The organism is Nonomuraea sp. NPDC051941 (assembly GCF_044593615.1).
On sequence record NZ_JBIUCF010000004.1, the window covers coordinates 183760 to 201710 of the forward strand.

General features: G+C 72.6%; 20 protein-coding genes and 1 riboswitch. Of the genes, 10 read left to right on the top strand and 10 right to left on the bottom strand.

Annotated elements, in window-relative coordinates; genetic code table 11:
* The 4 genes from ACIHFD_RS09995 to ACIHFD_RS10010 are packed head-to-tail and all read right to left on the bottom strand — an operon-like array spanning position 1 to position 3657.
* On the bottom strand, positions 1–2079 hold the full coding sequence (locus ACIHFD_RS09995; protein WP_397366437.1) for a magnesium chelatase subunit D family protein: 2079 nt from the start codon (positions 2077–2079) through the stop codon (positions 1–3).
* On the bottom strand, positions 2076–2783 hold the full coding sequence (locus tag ACIHFD_RS10000) for a histidine phosphatase family protein (RefSeq protein WP_397366438.1): 708 nt from the start codon (positions 2781–2783) through the stop codon (positions 2076–2078). Before ACIHFD_RS10000 ends, ACIHFD_RS09995 begins: the two co-directional genes overlap by 4 nt.
* Positions 2729–3460 (bottom strand): CbtA family protein, encoded by a 732-nt coding sequence (locus tag ACIHFD_RS10005; protein ID WP_397366439.1) that lies wholly within the window; start codon positions 3458–3460, stop codon positions 2729–2731. The genes ACIHFD_RS10000 and ACIHFD_RS10005 overlap by 55 nt, the downstream gene beginning before the upstream one ends.
* A gap of 8 nt (positions 3461–3468) precedes the next feature.
* On the bottom strand, positions 3469–3657 hold the full coding sequence (locus tag ACIHFD_RS10010; protein ID WP_192784851.1) for a CbtB-domain containing protein: 189 nt from the start codon (positions 3655–3657) through the stop codon (positions 3469–3471).
* A gap of 34 nt (positions 3658–3691) precedes the next feature.
* Positions 3692–3821, bottom strand: a riboswitch (cobalamin riboswitch).
* A gap of 42 nt (positions 3822–3863) precedes the next feature.
* On the opposite strand from ACIHFD_RS10010, the gene ACIHFD_RS10015 reads away from it, so the two are divergent.
* The 6 genes from ACIHFD_RS10015 to ACIHFD_RS10040 all read left to right on the top strand — a co-directional run bounded on the left by ACIHFD_RS10015 (position 3864) and on the right by ACIHFD_RS10040 (position 8671).
* Positions 3864–4958, top strand: coding sequence for a sensor histidine kinase (locus tag ACIHFD_RS10015; protein WP_397366440.1), 1095 nt, complete (start codon positions 3864–3866; stop codon positions 4956–4958).
* Positions 4955–5614, top strand: coding sequence for a response regulator (locus tag ACIHFD_RS10020; RefSeq protein ID WP_397366441.1), 660 nt, complete (start codon positions 4955–4957; stop codon positions 5612–5614). Before ACIHFD_RS10015 ends, ACIHFD_RS10020 begins: the two co-directional genes overlap by 4 nt.
* 76 nt (positions 5615–5690) lie before the next feature.
* Entirely contained in the window at positions 5691–6404 is a 714-nt protein-coding gene (locus ACIHFD_RS10025; protein ID WP_397366442.1) for an ABC transporter ATP-binding protein, read from the top strand.
* Positions 6401–7189, top strand: a complete 789-nt coding sequence (locus ACIHFD_RS10030; RefSeq protein WP_397366443.1) for an ABC transporter permease — start codon at positions 6401–6403, stop codon at positions 7187–7189. Before ACIHFD_RS10025 ends, ACIHFD_RS10030 begins: the two co-directional genes overlap by 4 nt.
* On the top strand, positions 7186–7890 hold the full coding sequence (locus tag ACIHFD_RS10035; protein ID WP_397366444.1) for a hypothetical protein: 705 nt from the start codon (positions 7186–7188) through the stop codon (positions 7888–7890). Before ACIHFD_RS10030 ends, ACIHFD_RS10035 begins: the two co-directional genes overlap by 4 nt.
* 46 nt (positions 7891–7936) lie before the next feature.
* Positions 7937–8671, top strand: coding sequence for a dienelactone hydrolase family protein (locus ACIHFD_RS10040; protein ID WP_397366445.1), 735 nt, complete (start codon positions 7937–7939; stop codon positions 8669–8671).
* Positions 8672–8713: 42 nt separating this feature from the next.
* Here ACIHFD_RS10040 and ACIHFD_RS10045 read toward each other — a convergent pair whose 3' ends face one another.
* On the bottom strand, positions 8714–9907 hold the full coding sequence (locus tag ACIHFD_RS10045; protein WP_397366446.1) for a cytochrome P450: 1194 nt from the start codon (positions 9905–9907) through the stop codon (positions 8714–8716).
* Between the two features lie 121 nt (positions 9908–10028).
* On the bottom strand, positions 10029–10511 hold the full coding sequence (locus ACIHFD_RS10050) for a MarR family transcriptional regulator (RefSeq protein ID WP_350727413.1): 483 nt from the start codon (positions 10509–10511) through the stop codon (positions 10029–10031).
* Positions 10512–10651: 140 nt separating this feature from the next.
* Between ACIHFD_RS10050 and ACIHFD_RS10055 the strand changes: the two genes are divergently transcribed.
* On the top strand, positions 10652–11815 hold the full coding sequence (locus ACIHFD_RS10055; protein ID WP_397366447.1) for a cytochrome P450: 1164 nt from the start codon (positions 10652–10654) through the stop codon (positions 11813–11815).
* Between the two features lie 9 nt (positions 11816–11824).
* Here the strand turns inward: ACIHFD_RS10055 and ACIHFD_RS10060 are convergent, their stop codons facing one another.
* Positions 11825–12472, bottom strand: coding sequence for an NAD(P)-dependent oxidoreductase (locus ACIHFD_RS10060; protein ID WP_397366448.1), 648 nt, complete (start codon positions 12470–12472; stop codon positions 11825–11827).
* 1 nt (position 12473) lies between these two features.
* A complete protein-coding gene (locus ACIHFD_RS10065; protein WP_397366449.1) occupies positions 12474–13391 on the bottom strand; it encodes an EamA family transporter in 918 nt (305 codons plus the stop codon).
* A gap of 77 nt (positions 13392–13468) precedes the next feature.
* On the opposite strand from ACIHFD_RS10065, the gene ACIHFD_RS10070 reads away from it, so the two are divergent.
* A complete protein-coding gene (locus ACIHFD_RS10070) occupies positions 13469–13972 on the top strand; it encodes a MarR family winged helix-turn-helix transcriptional regulator (RefSeq protein ID WP_185075997.1) in 504 nt (167 codons plus the stop codon).
* Between the two features lie 106 nt (positions 13973–14078).
* On the top strand, positions 14079–14615 hold the full coding sequence (locus ACIHFD_RS10075) for a GNAT family N-acetyltransferase (RefSeq protein ID WP_397366450.1): 537 nt from the start codon (positions 14079–14081) through the stop codon (positions 14613–14615).
* A gap of 140 nt (positions 14616–14755) precedes the next feature.
* On the opposite strand, the gene ACIHFD_RS10080 is transcribed toward ACIHFD_RS10075, so the two are convergent.
* Positions 14756–15844: a hypothetical protein gene (locus ACIHFD_RS10080; protein WP_397366451.1), complete on the bottom strand. Its 1089-nt coding sequence runs from the start codon at positions 15842–15844 to the stop codon at positions 14756–14758.
* A 29-nt stretch (positions 15845–15873) separates the two neighbouring features.
* A complete protein-coding gene (locus tag ACIHFD_RS10085) occupies positions 15874–17370 on the bottom strand; it encodes a cytochrome P450 (RefSeq protein ID WP_397366452.1) in 1497 nt (498 codons plus the stop codon).
* A gap of 434 nt (positions 17371–17804) precedes the next feature.
* On the opposite strand from ACIHFD_RS10085, the gene ACIHFD_RS10090 reads away from it, so the two are divergent.
* Complete coding sequence (locus ACIHFD_RS10090; RefSeq protein WP_397366453.1) at positions 17805–17942, top strand: hypothetical protein; 138 nt, start codon at positions 17805–17807, stop codon at positions 17940–17942.
* The last annotated feature ends 9 nt before the right edge of the window (positions 17943–17951 follow it).

Below are 17951 nucleotides of genomic sequence, written 5' to 3' on the forward strand. Positions count from 1 at the left end.
TCAGACCGCCTTCCTGTGATCGCGCACGACCGACCCGAGATCGGCCAGGGAGTCGAGGGAGACCAGACGGGCCCGCAACCGGGCCGCCAGCCGGACCGCCAGGCCCAGCCGTACGGGGCCGCTCTCGCAGTCCACGACCACCGCCGCCGTGCCCTCCAGCAGCGCCGCCGCCCGGTCCACGTCGCCGCCCGCCGTGGCGCGCCCGTCCGTCACCAGCACCAGCAGGGGCCGCCGCGCGGGGTCGCGCAGCCGTTCCACGCGCAGCACCTCGGCGGCCCGCGCCAGCCCGGTCGCCAGCGGGGTGCGCCCGCCGGTCGGCAGCGAACGCAACCGCGCCGCGCCCGCCTCCACCGACGAGGTCGGCGGCAGCGCGACCGCCGCGCCCCGGCCTCGGAAGGTGACCAGGCCGACCTTGTCGCGCCGCTGGTAGGCGTCCAGCAGCAGGCTGAGGACCGCCGTCTTGACCGCGGTCATCCGCTTGCGCGCCGCCATCGAGCCGCTCGCGTCCACCACGAACAGCACGAGGTTGCCCTCCCTACCCTCGCGCACCACCTCGCGCAGGTCGTCCTCGCGCAGCACCAGCCCGGGGCCGCGGCGCCCGCGCCGCAGCTGGTGGGGGGCGGCGGCCAGGACCGTCGCCGTCACGTGCAGGTCGCGCACGCGTCCGGCGGGGCGGCGCGAGCCGGTGGCCCGGCCGTGCGGGGTGCGCGAGCGCGACCGCCGCCCCGCCGCGCCCTCGCCGACCCCGGGCACCTCCAGCAACGGCACCCGGTACGGCGCCGCCACCCCGGCCACCCGCCCGGCCGCTTCCTTCCCCGGCCCTCCGCTGTGCTCCGGCACCGCACCATCGGGCGCCGTGCCCTCGACGCCCGGCGGCATTTCCCCGCTCCCGGCCGCCTGGGCGGCATCGTCGACCGCCGTCGGGTATTTCCCGTCAAACGCACGGTCCTGCCGGTGCCCGCCATCCATCCCGGGCCCGCCACCCTCGGGCCCACCTTGGGGACCGCCACCCTCGGGCCCGCCACCGTCAGGACCGCCTTCGGGATCGTCCGGATCCTCCTCATCCCCCGACGTCCTCGCCAGCAGCTCGTCCAGCAGGCCCTCGTCCAGCCCTGGCGCGTCGAACGGATCGCGCCGCCGCCGGTGCGGCAGCGACAGCCGGGCCGCGGCGCGCACGTCCTCGGTGGTCACCACGTCCCTGCCCTGCCAGGCGGCGTGGGCGATGGCGGTGCTCGCCGTCACCAGGTCGGCCCGCAGGCCGTCCACCTCGAACGCCGCGCACACGGTCGCGATCTGCCGCAGCCGCGCGTCGGGCAGCCGCACACCCGGCACCCGGGCGCGGGCCTGCGCGATCCGGCTCGCCAGCGCCGTTTCCTCGACCGCCCACCGGACCGCGAACGCGCCGGGGTCCGCGTCGAAGGCGAGCCGCCTGCGCACCACCTCGGCGCGCTCCTCCGGGTTCCTGGACGCCTTGACCTCGACGGTCAGCCCGAACCTGTCCAGCAACTGCGGCCGGAGCTCTCCCTCCTCCGGGTTCATGGTCCCGACCAGCAGGAACCTGGCGGCATGCCGTACCGACACCGACTCGCGCTCCACGTAGCACGTGCCCAGGGCCGCCGCGTCGAGCAGCAGGTCGACGAGGTGGTCGTGGAGGAGGTTCACCTCGTCCACGTAGAGGACGCCGCGGTGGGCGGCGGCCAGCAGGCCCGGCTCGAACGCCTTCACCCCTTCCGTCAGCGCCCGCTCCACGTCCAGGGAGCCGACCAGCCGGTCCTCCGAGGCGCCGACCGGCAGCTCCACCAGCGCGGCCGGGCGCTCCAGCCCCTGGCCGCCGGGTTCGTGCGGCCCGTCCGGGCATCCGGCGTCGGGCGCGGCCGGGTCGCAGGCGAACCGGCATCCGGGCACCACGTTCACGGCGGGCAGCTGGGCGGCCAGCGCGCGCACGATGGTCGACTTGGCGGTGCCCTTCTCCCCGCGTACGAGCACGCCGCCCGCCCGCGGCGAGACCGCGTTGAGCACCAGCGCCAGCTTCAGGTCGTCGAGCCCGACGACCGCGCTGAACGGATATGTGACGATCAAATCAGAACCTTCCGGTTGACATGGGCGACCCGCCAGCCGGCGCGCGTGACGGTCAGCTCGGTGACGGACAGCGGCGCGAGATCGAAACGGGCGGCGTTCAGCGGGTCCAGCCCGAGCGCGTGGCCGAGCGCGGCCCGGATGACGCCCGCGTCGCAGACGGCGACGACGCCGGGCTCCGCGCGTACGGACTCGAGCCAGGCGGCGACCCGCTCGGCGTGCGCGGCCAGGCTCTCACCGCCGTGCGGGGCCGCGTGCGGGTCGGTCAGCCAGCTCGCCAGCGCGTCCGGCTCCTCCCGGGCGACCCGCTCGTACGGCAGGCCCCGCCACCGGCCGCAATCCACCTCCGCCAGCGCCGGGACCGCCCGCGCCTCCAGCCCGAGCGCGGCGACGGTCTGGCAGGCGGCAACACTGGGAGCCGCCCACGCCACCACCCCGAGCGCAGCCACGACCGCCGGCTCGGCCACAGGCCCAGCCACGGCCGCCGACCCCGGCGCCGCCCCGGTCCCCGGCCCCACCGACCCGGCCACCACCGTCTGGGTCAACGCGGCGGCCCTGGCCAGGCTCGCCGTGTCGGCGTGGGCGTCGGACGCGGGGAAGCAGGCGGCCCGCATCCCCGGCGTGCTCGCGTGCCGTACGAACAGCACCCCGCTCAGCCCGGCGACGCGGCGGTCACCGGGCGGCGGGACGCCCGGTCGCAGGCCCACCCGAACAGCACGCCGAAGGCCGCCCAGAAGACGAGCTGCGTCCCCAGCGACGCGAGCCTGAACTGCCACAACAGCGTGGCGGGGAAACCGTCGGGCACCTCGTTCACGGGCGGCAGCAGGGTCCACGCCGCGATCACCGGCACCAGGAACGCCGCCACCGCCGCGCCCCACCGCGCCCACGGCCCGGCGGTGACCCGGCGCGCGGTGGCCACCGCGATCGCCGTCGCGGCCAGCCCGACGAGGATCGTGACCACGTAGAGCAGGGTGCGGCTGTTGATCGTCTCCGGGTCGCCCACAGCCGGTGGGTTGGCCGGATATTTCACGAACGGCACAAGGATCACCGCCACGAACGCCGTCCCGGCGGCGGCGAGGGCCAGCCCGCCGTCCGACCGGGGGCCGACCCGTCCGCGCAGGCCCGCGTACACGAGGGCGAAGATCCCTCCCACGGCCAGCCCGTACAGGCCCGTGGCCAGGAAGAGCCCGGCCTTCTGTCCCGGCCTGCCGACGAGTGCCTCCTCGCCGTGGTCATGGCCGGGCGCTTCCTGGGCGGCATGGGCCTCCTCCAGCGCGATGGCGCTGTCCACCCCCGGTTCCCCGAAGGCGAAGGCGAAGCCGCCCGCGATCAATCCGGCCAGCAGGCCCAGAAGCAGGCCCCTGACCAGCAGGGTGCGTACCATGCGCGTGCCTAGTGGCAGGGAACGCCGAGCAGGTGGCGTCCGTCGTGCATGAGTTCGTGCAGGTAGGCACCGGTTTGCGAGATGGCCCCGTTGTCCATCAGCACCAGGTAGGCGACCAGCAGCAGCACCGGAACGGCGAGCAGCCACAGCCGCAGACGGGGGAAGGGGATTGCCGAAGGAGTGGACAGACCACTCATACATGCCTCCTCAGGGATGACGCGTCCCAACCAACGAGGTCACGCAAGTCCAAGCGACCTGGCTCCCGGGATCTACGTCCCGGATACAGTGGCGCGTCCGCACCGGCATCTCACCGGATTTCCCTTGGACAACCGTGAAATCTACCGGAATGTATCTCTTACTCCCGTTCGAGTCAATGACGCGAGCTCCGCGTAAGGTACGGGGGATGAGGCGGTTCCTGGATGGGCCGGCCGCGGCGATCGTGGTCGGGATGTTCTGGTTGCCGCCGACGTTCGCCTCCGCGGACCGGTCACGGCTGGTGGCCGGGCTGGTGCTGGCCTGCGTCACAGGCGCGGTGATGGTCCTGCGGCGGCGACTGCCGACCGTGTCGCCGCTGCTCGCCGCGGGCGCGACCATCGCCGGGAGCGTCCTGGGGGTGTGCCAGGACCCGATGCTGGCCGCGGCGTGGTGCCTGTATCCGCTCGCGGTCGCGCGCGCCGGCCGCACCCGTACGATCGTCCTCGTCCTCGCCGGCCTCCTCACGGCGCTGGCGGCGGTGGCGGCGGTCCCGGGCGAGGACGCGAGCGGCGCCGGGCAGCGGCTGACGCTGGCCGTGGCCGCGTTGAGCGTGTCCTGGCTGCTCGGCACGGCGGTCGGCAGGCAGATCGCGGCCGCTCAGGAGGCGGAGCGGGCCCGGGTGCAACTGGCGGTGGCGCGTGACGTGCACGACGTCGTCGGCCATGCGCTCGGCGTGATCAGCGCGGAGGCGGGGGTGACGCGGAGCCTGGCCGACGCGAGCGAGCAGGAGTTACGCGACACGCTGGCCGGCGTCGAGTCGCACGCGAGGAGGGCACTGGAGGAGATGCAGGCACTCGTACGCGGGCTGCGGTCCGAGCCCGGCGCGCCGGAGGGTGTCGCGGGGATCGCGCGGCTGGACGGACTCGTGGCGGCGACCCGCGCGGCGGGCGTGGGCGTCGAGGCGCGGATCGAGGTGAACGGCCCGGTCGACGACGTGGCCGGGACGGTGGCGTACCGGATCGTCCAGGAGTCGCTGAGCAACGTGGTGCGGTACGCGGCGGGCGCGGCCTGCTCGGTGGACCTTCGGCAGGACGGCGGGGAGATCGTCGTGCGGGTGCGCGACCACGGCCCCGGGGCCCGGCCGGCGCGCGGCGAAAACGGGTCGGCGCGCGGCGGGGACGGGTCGGGGCTGCGGGGGATGCGTGAGCGGGCCCGGCTGGTGGGCGGCACGGTGACCTGGGGAAACCATCCGGAGGGCGGGTTCGAGGTGCGCGCCAGGCTGCCGGTCCGGAGCGCGCCTTGAGCGGGGCCGTCAGCGTCTTCCTGGCCGATGACGACGACCGTTTCCGGGCCGCGTACCGGAAGCTGTTCGACCGGACCGAGGGATTCCGGGTCGCCGGGGAGGCGGGCGACGGGGAGACGGCCGCGCGGCTCGTCGGCGCGCTCAAGCCCGCGGTGGCGCTGCTCGACGTTCAGATGCCGGGCGTGAGCGGCCTGGAGGCGGCGCGCCGCATCCTCACGGACACGGCCACTCGGGTGATCATGCTGACGACCTTCGACCTGGACGAGTACGTCTATGAGGCGCTGACCCTCGGCGCGTCGGGGTTCCTGCTGAAGAACGCGTCCCCGCAGGAGGTGCTTCAGGCCGTCCGCACGGTCCACGCCGGCCACGCCATGCTGGCGCCGGAGGTCACCGCGCGGCTGATCCGCCGCTTCGCGCCCGAGCGGCCCGCGCGGCGGCACGCGTTCGCCGGGCAGGTGCTGTCCGAGCGCGAGGTGCAGGTCGTGCGGCTCGTCGCACGCGGGCACTCCAACCAGCAGATCGCCGACGAGCTGTTCCTGAGCGTGGAGACGGTCCGCACGTACCTGCGGCGCATGTTCGCCAAGCTCGGCGTGAACGACCGCACGCACCTGGCCGTGCTCGCCCACGAGGCGGGACTGCTGTACGAACCCCGGTAGGTGTCTCCTTTCGGGGGACGCGAGCAGGTGCCCTCCCGCCCGAGGCTGGCGACGTCCATCCGAGGCGAGGCAGGCGATGATCGAGATCTCACGACTCAGCAAGCGTTACGGGGCCAAGACGGCCGTGGAAGATGTCAGCTTCACCGCGCGTCCCGGCCGGGTCACCGGCTTCCTGGGCCCGAACGGCGCCGGCAAGTCCAGCACGCTGCGCGTCCTGCTGGGCCTGGACGCGGCGAGCGCCGGCACCGCGTTGGTCAACGGGATGCGGTACCGCGACCTGAGGCATCCCCTGCGCACGGTGGGGGCGCTGCTGGACGGAGCCGGCCCGGTGCCCGAGCGCCGCGGCGTCGATCACCTCACCTGGATCGCGCAGTCCAACCGGATCCCGCGGCGCAGGGTCCGGGAGGTGCTCGAACTCGTGGGGCTGGGCGAGGCGGCGCGGCGGCGGGTGAGGACGTACTCGCTGGGGATGGGGCAGCGGCTCGGCCTGGCCGCGGCGCTGCTCGGCGAGCCCGAGATCCTGGTGCTCGACGAGCCGGTGAACGGGCTGGACCCGGAGGGCATCCGCTGGATCCGGCGCTTCCTGAGGGACTACGCGGCGGGCGGGCGTACCGTGCTGCTCTCCAGCCACCTGATGACGGAAATGTCCGGCACCGCGGATGACGTGGTCGTCATCAACCGCGGGCGCGTCGTCACCAACGGCTCGCTCGCCCAGGTCACCGCCGGGCACCGCTCGCTGGAGGAGGCGTTCTTCGCGCTGACCGGCGACCCCGCGAGGCCGGGGTGGTGAGCGCCGTGCGGGCCGAGCTGACCAAGATCCTCACCCTGCCGCGCGTGTGGATCGCCACCGGCGTCGTCCTCGGCCTCCACGCGCTGGTCCTGATCCAGTCGGTCCGGCTGAACGCCGAGGCGGTCGCGGACATCACCCCCGACGGCGTCATCGAGATCTTCATCGGGACGCCGCAACCGGCGACCGAGGCGATCCTCGGTCTCCTCGCCGCGTCCTCGCTGCAGATGGGCCTGCTCGTACCGGTCCTCGCCGCGATGATCGCCGGGCAGGAGTTCCGCTCGAACCAGCTCGGGGTGACGGTGCTCGCCATGCCGCGGCGAGGCCGGCTGATCGCGGCCAAGGCCCTGGCGACCGCCACGTACCTGCTCCTCGTGGCCGTCCTGATCGCGGGGATCAGCTCCGCCTTCATGTACGCCGCCGTCGAGGACTGGAACCCGGGCCTGCTCGTGACGGGCGCCGCGTTCCTCGGCCACGGGAAGTTCGTGGCCTTCGCGGTCCTGTCCGGGCTGACCGGCTTCGGGATCACCGTCATCGCGCGCAGCACGCTCGTCGGCGTCATCGTCACCATCGCCCAGATCGCCGTCACCATGACACAGGCACTGGCCGGGGCCGCTCCCGCCCTGGACGCGCTCCTCCCCGTCAGCGCCGCCCGGAACCTGCTGCTCGACCCCGGGATCAACCGACTCACCGCCGGCCCCGTGCACGCCCTCCTCGTGCTGATCGCGTGGGCGGGGATCACGACGGCGGCCGCCGGGATCACGCTCAGCAGGAGGGATGCGCGATGAGCGCCATCCGGCTCGCGGATCTGCTGCGCGCGGAGCTCACCAAGACCCGCACGCTCCCGGCGACCTGGGTCGCCCTGGGCGTCGCCTCCGCCGCGAACACCGTGCTCGGCCTCCTGGCGGCGACGGACTCCGTACGGCTCGCCGGGCCGGACGGGCCGGTCGCGATCGGGCAGCTGGGCACCCTCATGGTCGCGCCGGTCTACGTCTTCGTCGCGATCGCCGTCTTCGCGGCGGGCAGCGAGTACCGCGCCGGGCAGCTGCGCGTCACCCTGGCCGCCGTCCCCGGCCGGCACCGGCTGGCCGCCGCCAAGCTCGCCGCGGTCACGGCGGCCTGCCTGCTCGCGGCGGGCCCCGCGGTCCTGCCCGGCCACCTCGTCCGGCCGGTCGCCGATCCGGCCGCCCTCCTGACGGTGTATCTCCTGCTCAGCCTCATCGGATACGGCTTCGCCGTCGTCGCGAGGGGCGTCGTGGCGCCGCTCGCCGTGCTGTTCGTCACGCCGGTCCTCATCTCGCCGGCGCTGCGCGGCAGCATGCCGGACGCGGTGCGGCTCCTCCCCCACGAGGCGGCCCTCAGCCTCCTCGGCCTGCCCGCGGACCCGGCCACCGCCCTGGACCGCACGGGCGGGCTGCTGACGCTGATCGCCTGGGCCGGCCTGTCCGTCGGAGCCGGCTGGGCGGCCCTCGTCAGGCGGGACGCCTGAGGTGTTACGTTACGTTCCTTGCTCTTTGATCGGTTGAGGACTGCTGATGAGACAGGACGTGCGCGTACCGCTGCCGGACGGCGGTTCGCTGGAGGCGACGATGGCGCTGCCGCAGGGGACGGCGCCCGCCGCCGGGTGGCCGGGCGTGGTGGTCCTGCACGAGATCTACGGCATCGAACCGGACATGCTGGACGTGGTGGACCTGTTCGCCGAGCACGGGTACGGGGCCGTCTTACCGGACCTGTACAGCCACGGCACCAGGGTCGGGTGCCTGACGCGGGCCATGCACCAGTTCGTGACGGAGAAGCCGGGTCAGCCGGCCGCCGACATCGACGCCACCCGGCAGTGGCTGGCCGGCCGCGACGACGTCGACGGCGGCCGGCTCGGCGTGATCGGCTTCTGCATGGGCGGCGGGTTCGCCCTCGCGTACGCGGCGAGCGCGCCGCCCGGCATACGGGCCGCGTCGGTCAACTACGGCGCGGTCCCCCGCGACCAGGAGCGGCTGCGGTCGGTGTGCCCGGTCGTGGGCTCCTACGGCGGCCGCGACCAGGGCTTCGGGCGGCACGGCACGCGGCTGCGCGAGCACATGCGGGCGCTCGGCCTCGAGCACGACGTCGAGATCTATCCGGACGCCGGGCACTCCTTCATGACCGACGGCCATCACCCCGTCGCGAAGCTCGCGCTGTTCCCGCTGCGTCACGGCCTCGTCCGCGCGGCGGCGGACGACGCGTGGCGGCGCACGTTCGCCTTCTTCGACAGGTACGTGGCGGGCGGCGAGTAGCGCATGAAGGGCGGGAGGCCGCGCGGCCTCCCGCCTGTGGGGTCAGACCAGCGGCAGGCGCCGCACGCCGGTCATGGTCGGCATGGGCATGAACACCACGGGGTCCTCCGGATCGGTGCGCAGGTGGTCGAACCGGTCGAGCAGGATGTTGAGGGCGACCCGGCCCTCCAGCCGGGCCAGGGGGGCGCCCAGGCAGAAGTGGATGCCGCGGCCGAAGGCGAGATGCGGGTTGGGGTCGCGGTCGGGGTCGAAGACGTCGGGGTCGGCGAACTGCCGGGCGTCCCGGTTGGCCGCCCCGAGCCAGAGCAGGACCGTCTGATCGGCCGGTATCGTCACGCCGCCGAGCTCGGCCTCGCGGGTGGTGCCGCGGGCGATCAGGGCGAACGGGGTGAAGAAGCGCAGGGACTCCTCGATGATCGCCGGGATCGCCGCGCGGTCTGCCCGCGCCCTGTCCTGGTGCTCGGGGAAGGCGTCCAGGGCCAGGACCGTGTTGCCGAGCAGCATCGTCGTGGTGACGTGCCCGGCCAGCAGCAGGACGATCGCGAAGTTGACCACCTGCTCGTCGGGCAGGTGCTCGCCGTCCACCTCGGCCTCGACCAGCTTCGTGAGCAGGTCGGCGCGCGGCCGGCGCCGGCGTTCGGCGGCGTGGCCGGCGAGGTAGGCGGACATCTCCCACCACGACTTCATCGTGGTCTCCGTGTCCTGCTCCCGCCGTTCGAAGAGGTCGTCGAACGAGACCTTGGTGTCCTGCCGGAACAGCGTGTCGGCCCACTGCTTGAACAGCTCGCGATCGCTGCTGGGCACGCCCAGCAGCTCGGCGATGACGATGACCGGGAGCGGATAGGCCAGGTCGCGCACCAGCTCGAACCCGCCGCGCTCGCGCGCCGCGTCGAGCAGTTCGTTGGTGACGGCGGCGATCCTCGGCTCGAGGTCCGCGACGACCTTGCGGGTGAAGGCGCTGCTGACCAGCTTGCGCAGCTTGCCGTGCTCCGGCGGGTCGATCTGGGTGATGAAGCCCTCCAGTGACAGCCCTTCCGGCTTCTGGTCCTCGGGGGCCAGGCGAAGGGTGTCGGAGGAGTACGTCGCGGGGTCGCCGAAGATCTCGTGCGTCTCGGGGTAACCGTAGACGTTCCACATTCCGGCGGCGGCGTTGTGCTCGACCGGCCCGCCCGGCCGCGGGCCGTGCAGCCAGAAGTGCTGTTCGGGGATGTTGTACCGCTCGACGATGTCAGACATCGTCACTCCCTTGATCGTTGGATGATTGTTCGGTTGAGCGGATCGCACGACCCGGCAGGGGACGCGGTGGCGTCGTGCCGGGGTCCTGCGGTGAACGGCACGTGCTCCTCGACGATCATGTTCACCCGGAGCCCTGATCGTCGTCTTTCAGCCGTTTGCGATACTCCTCCCAGCGCTGGAGCGACTCGTCCGCGTCGCGCATGAGGAACTCGAAGAAGTCCCTGGTGTCCTGCAACAGCGCCCGCTGCTCGGCGCGGTCGTCACCGATGATCGACAGTCCGAGGCTCAGCGCCTCCGCGATCGGCTCGACGCCGGCCAGCCGGCCCCGCATGATCTGGGCCCATCCTCCGCGAACGACCTGGTAGCGGTGCTCACGAGCCGACGTGGGGACGCGCTCGACCATCCCGCCGGCCTCCAGCTGCCTGGCGACCGTGCTGACCATGGTCTTGCTGACGCCGAGCTCGGCGGCCAGATCGGTGAGCGACTGGTCCGGCGGGTCGCAGATCAGCAGCCACGCGTACAGGCGGCCCATCGTCCGGCCCCCGGCGATGCGCTCCATGACGAGCCCCATCCGGTCGACGAACTCGGTCTCCTTCTGATCCACCTTGCCAACTCCGTGAGCGTCGTAAAGCACGTACTTGATGAAGTCTACGTCGCTGACTCGTCCCTCGCGTTGCCGGGTGCTCGCAGATCGAGATACCGTGAACATCCGGATGATGTCATCATTCAGTTCAGGGAGTGGATATGACCGATGTGCCCGAGGTCGACCTGACCGATCCCGCCGTGCTGGCGGACCCGTTCACCGCGTACACGAGCGCCAGGGAGCGGTCGCCCGTGGCGCGGCTGGTGGCGCCCGGGTTCGGCCCGTTCTGGGCGGTGACCCGGCACGAGGAGGCCAGGGCCATGCTGAGCGACCCCAGGCTGACGACGAACGAGCACAGCTACCAGCGGCCCGACGTGCCGGAGCACTGCCTGCCGTACCTGCGGACCATGTCGGAGATGAACGGCGCCGAGCACGCCCGGCTGCGCCGGCTGGTCGCGCCCGCGTTCACGCGGCGCAGGGCGGCCGAGTTCGGGCCGCGCATCGAGGCGATCGTGGAGCGGCTGCTCGACGAGCTGCCCGCGGAGCCGGATCTGCTGGCCCACTTCGCCGGCCCGCTGCCGATCGAGGTGATCTGCGAACTGGTCGGCATCCCCGTCGCCGACCGTCCCCGGTGGCGCGAGTACGGCGCCGCCATCGTGGCCGGACACGGCGAGAGCTTCCGTGACGCCATCCCGCGGATCCTCGAGGGCGCCACCGCCGCGGTCGCCAGGGGCCGGGCGGAGCCGGGCGAGGACCTGATCTCCGACCTGGCCCGCGTCATGGAGGCGGACGGCGACCGGCTCTCCGAGACCGAGCTGATCACCATGGTCTGGACGCTCGTCATGGCCGGCCAGACGCCCACGAACCTCATCGCCAACTCCGTCGCCGCCCTGCTGTCCCACCCCGGCCAGCTCGCCGCGCTGCGCGCCGACCCCGCCCTCATGCCGCGGGCGGTGGAGGAGCTGATGCGCTGGTGCGGGCCGCAGCTGCTGACCATCCCCCGCTTCACCGCGGAGGACATCGAGATCGGCGGCGTGACCGTTCCCAAGGGCGTGCCGGTCACGGCCTCGATCGCCTCGGCGAACCGCGACCCGCGCGCCTTCGACGAGCCGGACCGGTTCGACCTGCGGCGCGAGGAGTCGGGGCATCTCGGGTTCGCGCACGGGGCGCACTTCTGCGTCGGGGCCTCGCTGGCCCGCGTACAGGCCGGGATCGCGATCGGGGCCCTGCTGCGCCGCTTCCCCGGCCTGGCGCTCGCCGGCGAGGTGCGGCACATGCCCGACCCCGGCACCTGGCGCCTGACGTCGCTGCCCGTGACCTTGTGAGACGGCGGTTCAGTAGCCGATCGTGAACCTGGCGCGGTGGTGCCGGGGGCGCTCGGCCTCGTCGAGCAGCGCGACGGCGAAGTCCTCCATGGAGATCGCCGACCTGCCCTCGGCGTCCACCAGCAGCTCGTCGCCCCCGAGCCGGTAGCGTCCGGTACGCTCCCCCGGCTCCAGCAGCGCGGGCGGGCTCACGTAAGCCCAGTCGACGCCCGGCTCGGCCCGGCAGACCTCCAGCTGGGCGTTGCAGGCCAGCGCGATGGGCCGCCACGAGGGCGGGAAGTCCGGGGTCTCGACGACGGTGAGGCCGCCGGTGCCCGGCACGGTCAGCCCGGCCGCGCCGCCGACGAGCAGCAGCCGCACGCCGGTCCTCGCCACCCCGGCCAGCAGCGCCTTGGCGGTCGTGACCAGGTCGGCCTCGTGGCCGGGCGCGGGCCGGGTGGCGCTGATGACAAGGTCCTGCCCGGCGCTGAGCGCGGCCACGTCCGCCACGTCCGCCACGTCCGAGGCGTCGCCGGTGCGGGCGTGCGCGGCGGGAGGCAGCAGGGGGAAGCGGGCGGGGTCGCGGACGACGGCGGTGACCTCGTGGCCGCGCGCCAGCGCTTCGGCCACGACCCTGCCGCCCACGGCTCCGGCGGCTCCGAAGACGGTGATGCGCATGTCAGGACTCCTTTCCGGCCCTTCCGGCCCTTCCGGCCAGGACGCGGGGCTTCTCGGTCAACGTGCGGGCAGGCTGGCGCTGGGCCACGACCAGGGCGGCCAGGACGACGAGCGCGCCGAACGCCTGGGCCGCGGTCAGCTCCTGGCCGAGGACGAGCCAGCCGAGCGCGGTGGCGACCACGGGGCTGAGCAGGCCCAGGAATGTGACCTTGGTCGCCGACAGCAGCCGCAGGCCCCGGAACCACAGGACGTAGGCGAGCGCGGATCCGATGATCGTGAGGTAGGCGTACCCGGCGAGGTTCGCGCTGGTCAGGGTGGCCGGCGGCGCGCCCTCGACGAGGAACGCCACCGGGAGCAGCAGCAGGCCACCGGCCACGAGCTGCCAGCCGGTGGTGGCCAGCAGCGGCGCGGGCGACTGCCACCGCTTGCTCAGCACCACGCCCAAGGCCATCACGACGGCGCCGCCGAGCGCCGCGGCCACGCCGAGCGCGTCCAGCCGGGCGTCGGCCCGCAGCACGAGCAGGCTCACCCCGGCCACGCCCGCCACGGCGGCCAGCGTCGTACGCATGGACAGGCGTTCGCCGAGGAGCCCGGCCGACAGCAACGCGACCAGCAGGGGCTGGATGGCGCCCACGGTGGCGGCCACCCCTCCGGGCAGCCGGTACGCCCCCACGAACAGCAGCGCGAAGAACACCCCGATGTTCAGCGCGCCGAGCACCAGGGCGCGCCACCACCAGATGCCCGCGGGCAGGCGGCGGGTGATGGCGACCAGGAGGAGACCGGCGGGCAGCGCGCGGATCACGGCGGCCAGCAGCGGGCGGCCGGGCGGCAGCAGTTCGGTCGTGACGAGGTACGTGGTCCCCCAGATGGCGGGGGTCAGCGCGGTCAGCAGGACGGTTCCCGATTGATTTCTTAGCACTAAGACAAAGTATCTCAGCGCTAAGTTACTTGGCGAGGTGATTTACCTCACCGCTAAGGCATCGTTAGGCTGGAGTGGTGGCTGATCACGTCGACCTGATACTCAAGCAATGGGACGCCCAGCGCCCTGACCTGGACGTCTCGCCGATGGCGGTGATCGGCCGGCTGTCGCGGCTGATCCGGCTGATCGACGCGGAGCTGGGCCGTACGTTCGCCGCGCACGGGCTCGACCGGGCCTCCTTCGACGTGCTGGCCACCTTGCGCCGCAGCGACCCGCCGCACCGGCTGACGCCGGCCGAGCTGATGCGGGCCTCCATGGTCACGTCGGGGGCGATCACGCAGCGGCTCGACCGCCTGGAGTCCAGGGGGCTGGTGACCCGCACGCCCAGCGAGGCCGACGGGCGGGTGGTCTACGTGACGCTCACCGACGAGGGGTACGCCCTGATCGACCGGGCCCTGCCGGACCATGTCGCGACGGAGGACCGCGTGCTCTCGGCCCTGCCGAAGGAGCGCCGGGACGAGCTCGCCCACACGCTGCGCGACCTGCTGGAGTCCCTCGGGGACACCACCACGCTCACCTGACCAGGGGCGCCATCAGATTCGGCCTGCGAGGCGCCTCGCCCACCTGTCCCGGGACTCGGCTGTTATCGCATTGCGCGCCTGCGGGCCGGCCGACGAAGATCGCGCCATGGAGCGAAATGGGATCAAAGCAGGCTGGCTTGCCCTGCGGCCGTTCAAACCGGCGGACATCCCGTGGGTCTATGAGGTGTCCCTGGATCCGGCCTTGCAGCACTTCGTGGAGTTGCCGGCGCCCTACCGCATGGAAGATGCGGCGTTCTTCGTGGAGCAGCTGGCCATCGCCGGCGCGCAGAGTGGCCAGCGTCTGGAGTTCCTCGCCGAGGAGGTGTCCACGAGAGAACGCCTTGGCCGCGTAGGTCTGTGGTTGGGCGCACCGGGTACGGCCGAGATCGGATACTGGGTTGATCCGAAAGCCCGCGGACGTGGCGTTGCGACCGATGCGGTGCGAGCTGTGTGTCGGTGGGCCTTCCGCACCCATGGTCTGGAACTGATCGAGTGGCGCGCCGAGGTAGGCAACTGGGCTTCCCGCCGGGTTGCGGAGAAGGCAGGCTTCACCGTGGAGGCCACGCTCCGGAAGCGACTTCTGCACCGAGGAATCCGGGTGGACGCATGGGTCGGCTCCCTGCTTAAGGGGGAGGCTCTGTGAACTCGCGCCGGCGGTTCCACCCGGTGCGCCTTGATGGCGTCTGGTTCCCGATCGGATCGTTCTCGTCCAGCACACGCGCCCTGAGGCACCCGGCCCTTCCTTCCCTTACGAAGATCATCAGCCTGTGCGGGCCGGGGTGCTCACTGCCACCACCAGTCGATCGCTGGAACGCTGGGAGCGCCCGTCGCGGCCGGGATGGCCGAGACGGTGGCCACGGTGCGGACGGCGCCAGGGTGGTCGCCGTCGGGATCGGTGTAGCGCTCGGCGATCAGGCCCCATTCGAAGTTGCCGCGCAACAGGCAGGTGAGGTTGTCCAGGTACCGGTACAGCGCGGGTGAGGCGGACGGCATGACCTGGTCTCGCACCTCGACGAAGCGGGCGACGATCCGGTCTCGGAGGACGGCGGCGGCATGCAGCGCCCGGTCGCGGGGCAGGGTGTGGTCGCGCATGTAGAGGTCGATGAGGTTGCTGATCACGGGCCGGCTGGAGAGGGTCCGCCGCTGGGCGAGCCACTGCTCCTTGCCGTGCGAGTAGAGGTCGTTGTCGAGGGCGGCGGCCATGCCGGCCATCTCGGTCAGCGCCCGTACGCGTGCGCTGGTGATCTCGCCTTCGCTGATCGTGTCCGGTTCGGCCAGTTGGAAGAACCGCAGGGTGGGTTCGGCGGCGGAGTACATCAGCCGTAGGGCGAGGTACTCGTTCGCGTTCAGCGGGGCGGCGCGGGCTGCGGCGCAGAGCTCGCAGGCGGCGCCGAGCAGCCATTTGAGGTGGCTGTCGGCGAGGCGGCGCACCTGTTCGGGGACGGCTGCCTGGTGGATGCGGCGGGCGAGGTCGGTGACGGGTGCCGTCATGGGGTGTCCGGGCGGCAGCAGGCCCGCGTCGGGGGTTTGCAGGGTGCGGATGTTGCGTACGGCCATGTCAAGGAAGCCAGAGTCGGCCCCGGCGGTGGCGTCCCAGGGGACGTCGTCGAAGACGAACATGAGATAGCCCCAGTCGACGGCTATCTGGAGGCGGTCGGGGTCGGCCTGGGGGCACAGGTAGCCGAAGAAGTGCGCGGTGCGGGTGCCGGTGATGCGGCGGGCCAGGGTCGGGTCGTCGCACAAGCCATGGCTTGCCATCCAGTCCAGGCCGCGCCGCTGCATCACCTCGATCTGCGGGTGCCGGCGCAGGGGAGCCGGGAAGTACATCGGGGGCAGGTGCACGGTGATGGCCGGATCGGCGGCGTTGGCCATTGCGGGTCCCTCGCGGTGGATGGTGGTCGTCAGGGGCGGGCGGGAAGTGGGTCGTCACGGCGGCTCAGCCGCAGGCTCAGGTGGTGGGGATGCAAAGCGGTGCGCGCCAGCGGCCTGACCTGCCGTCCCGGGACCGGGTGCAGGTGCCAGCGGCCGGTGATGGTGGCCAGGGCGAGGATGAGCTCGATGGTGGCGAACTGGTCGCCGATGCATCGGCGGGCGCCGTCGCCGAAGGCGAGGAAGTTCTTCGGCGATGGGGGCTTGGGGGCGCCGGAAGGGGTGAGAAAGCGTTCCGGGCGGAAGGTGTCGGGGTCGGGATAGTGGGCCGGCAGCCGGTGGATCAGGTAGGGGCTGTAGATGATCGTGGTGCCCGCGGCCAGGTGGTGGCCGCCGAGATGGGTGTCGGCGGTGGTGTGGCGGGTGAGCAACCAGGCCGGTGGATACAGCCGCAGGGTTTCGCTGACCACGGCACTGGCGTAGCGCAGCTGCGGCAGATCCTCGCCGGCGGCGGCGCGCCCGCCGAGGACGCGCCGGCTCTCGTCGGCCACCCGGTCCTGTACGTCGAGGTGCTCGGCCAGCAGGTGCAGAGCCCAGCTCAGAGCGGCGCTGGTGGTCTCGGCGCCGGCGAGGAACAGGCTGGCGACGAGTTCCCCCAGCTCCCTGTCGGTGCGTGGCCGGCCCGTGCCCGACGGGGTGGGCGAGTCGACGGTGGGGCTGTTGGCCAGCAGCACCGAGAGCATGTCGCCGCGGTTGAGGCCGGCGCTGCGGTAGTCACGTACGGCTTGGGTGGTGATGTCGTGCAGCCGCCGCTCAGTACGGTGGTAGGCGCGGTTGGCCGGGGTGGGCAGCCGATCCAGCGGGGGCGGGGTGATCATGCGGCGGAAGATGCCGCGCACCATCGCCGGAAGCGCCTGGCGGATCTCAGCCAGGGATCGACGGCTCGTGGAGGCGGGGAACAAGGTTCGCGTCATGGCCTCACAGCTGATCTGGAGGGCTGCCGTGGGGACGTCGAGGATCTGGCCGTCGCGCCAGGAGTCGGCGACGTGGGCCAGATACCGCCCGAAGATGGTGGCGTAGCCGGGCAGGCGGGTGCGTTGAAAGGCGGGCTGGGCCAATCGGCGCAGGGGGCGGTGTTCGGCACGGCGTGCGCACACGAGCCCACCGTCGCCTTCGACCTCTCGTACGCGCCGCCACAGGGCGCCGTCCTTGTCGAAGACGCGTTCGTCGCCGATCATCTGCCGGGCCAGATCCAGCCGGCAGACCACGACCGCATCGACGGGGCCGAGCGTGATCCGCACCAGGTCTCCGTGGGCGGGCAGCGAGCTGAGGAACTTCAGCGGATCACGAAGCAGGGCCGGGGCATGGCCCAGCAGTGGCCAGGCTCCCGGCGCGCGGGGAAGAGGAGCGACCTCGTCAACCGCCGCCGGGCCGCTCTGCCGGATCTCGCCGTGCGGTGGGTGGCCCGTGCCGGGGTCGGCGGGTACGGCGGACGAGTTGGGCGGTGGGTCGTCGATGGGTGCGGCCAAGGGATGCTCCCGCGTGCGCGATGACAGGTGAAGTGGTCAGTGCCGGCGGTGGACGGTGATCTGGGCCAGTCGGCGGCCGAGCGGTCCGGGCATGGACAGGGCCGCGATCACCGGTGCGGTCATCTTCCGTTCGAGAAGGTCCTGCTGGGCCGGTTTGCCGGTGCGGGCCGGATCCCCCCGAATTCCGACGGCGGCTCGTGTGGGGCAGCCGCAGCCGGTGCTGCCGCACCCGGCTGTGGGCCGCGAAGAACTCGGACCGGCGATGCTGGCGGGTGAGCATTCCCCCGGAGAAATCACATCTTTTCTCTACCAATCCCTACGTACTGTAATCTCCCCTGCGTGATAGGTAATCATCGCTGGCAGTGCTGCCGTTCTCGCCTCTTGCGGCGTAACGCCGATCCGCTCAGTGAGGGCGACCGGTCCGCCTCGCCCAGGTGTCGCTGACCGAGGCGGGGCAGGACAAGGGCGACGATCAGCTGGAGTTCGGCGGCTGGATGATGTCATCGACCACGATGACCATTGCCGGTCGAGAGCCACCCTGGTCGTCCGCGTTCACGTTCATTTCCCACTGATCTTTCCGT

Coding starts and splice junctions, on each gene's coding strand:
- ACIHFD_RS10060 (WP_397366448.1), bottom strand. CDS start 12,472: ATGCGCATCACCGTCTTCGGAGCCGCCGGAGCCGTGGGCGGCAGGGTC.
- ACIHFD_RS10045 (WP_397366446.1), bottom strand. CDS start 9,907: ATGTCTGACATCGTCGAGCGGTACAACATCCCCGAACAGCACTTCTGG.
- ACIHFD_RS10025 (WP_397366442.1), top strand. CDS start 5,691: ATGATCGAGATCTCACGACTCAGCAAGCGTTACGGGGCCAAGACGGCC.
- ACIHFD_RS10080 (WP_397366451.1), bottom strand. CDS start 15,844: ATGGCCAACGCCGCCGATCCGGCCATCACCGTGCACCTGCCCCCGATG.
- ACIHFD_RS10015 (WP_397366440.1), top strand. CDS start 3,864: ATGAGGCGGTTCCTGGATGGGCCGGCCGCGGCGATCGTGGTCGGGATG.
- ACIHFD_RS10040 (WP_397366445.1), top strand. CDS start 7,937: ATGAGACAGGACGTGCGCGTACCGCTGCCGGACGGCGGTTCGCTGGAG.
- ACIHFD_RS10035 (WP_397366444.1), top strand. CDS start 7,186: ATGAGCGCCATCCGGCTCGCGGATCTGCTGCGCGCGGAGCTCACCAAG.
- ACIHFD_RS10005 (WP_397366439.1), bottom strand. CDS start 3,460: ATGGTACGCACCCTGCTGGTCAGGGGCCTGCTTCTGGGCCTGCTGGCC.
- ACIHFD_RS10055 (WP_397366447.1), top strand. CDS start 10,652: ATGACCGATGTGCCCGAGGTCGACCTGACCGATCCCGCCGTGCTGGCG.
- ACIHFD_RS10010 (WP_192784851.1), bottom strand. CDS start 3,657: ATGAGTGGTCTGTCCACTCCTTCGGCAATCCCCTTCCCCCGTCTGCGG.
- ACIHFD_RS10075 (WP_397366450.1), top strand. CDS start 14,079: ATGGAGCGAAATGGGATCAAAGCAGGCTGGCTTGCCCTGCGGCCGTTC.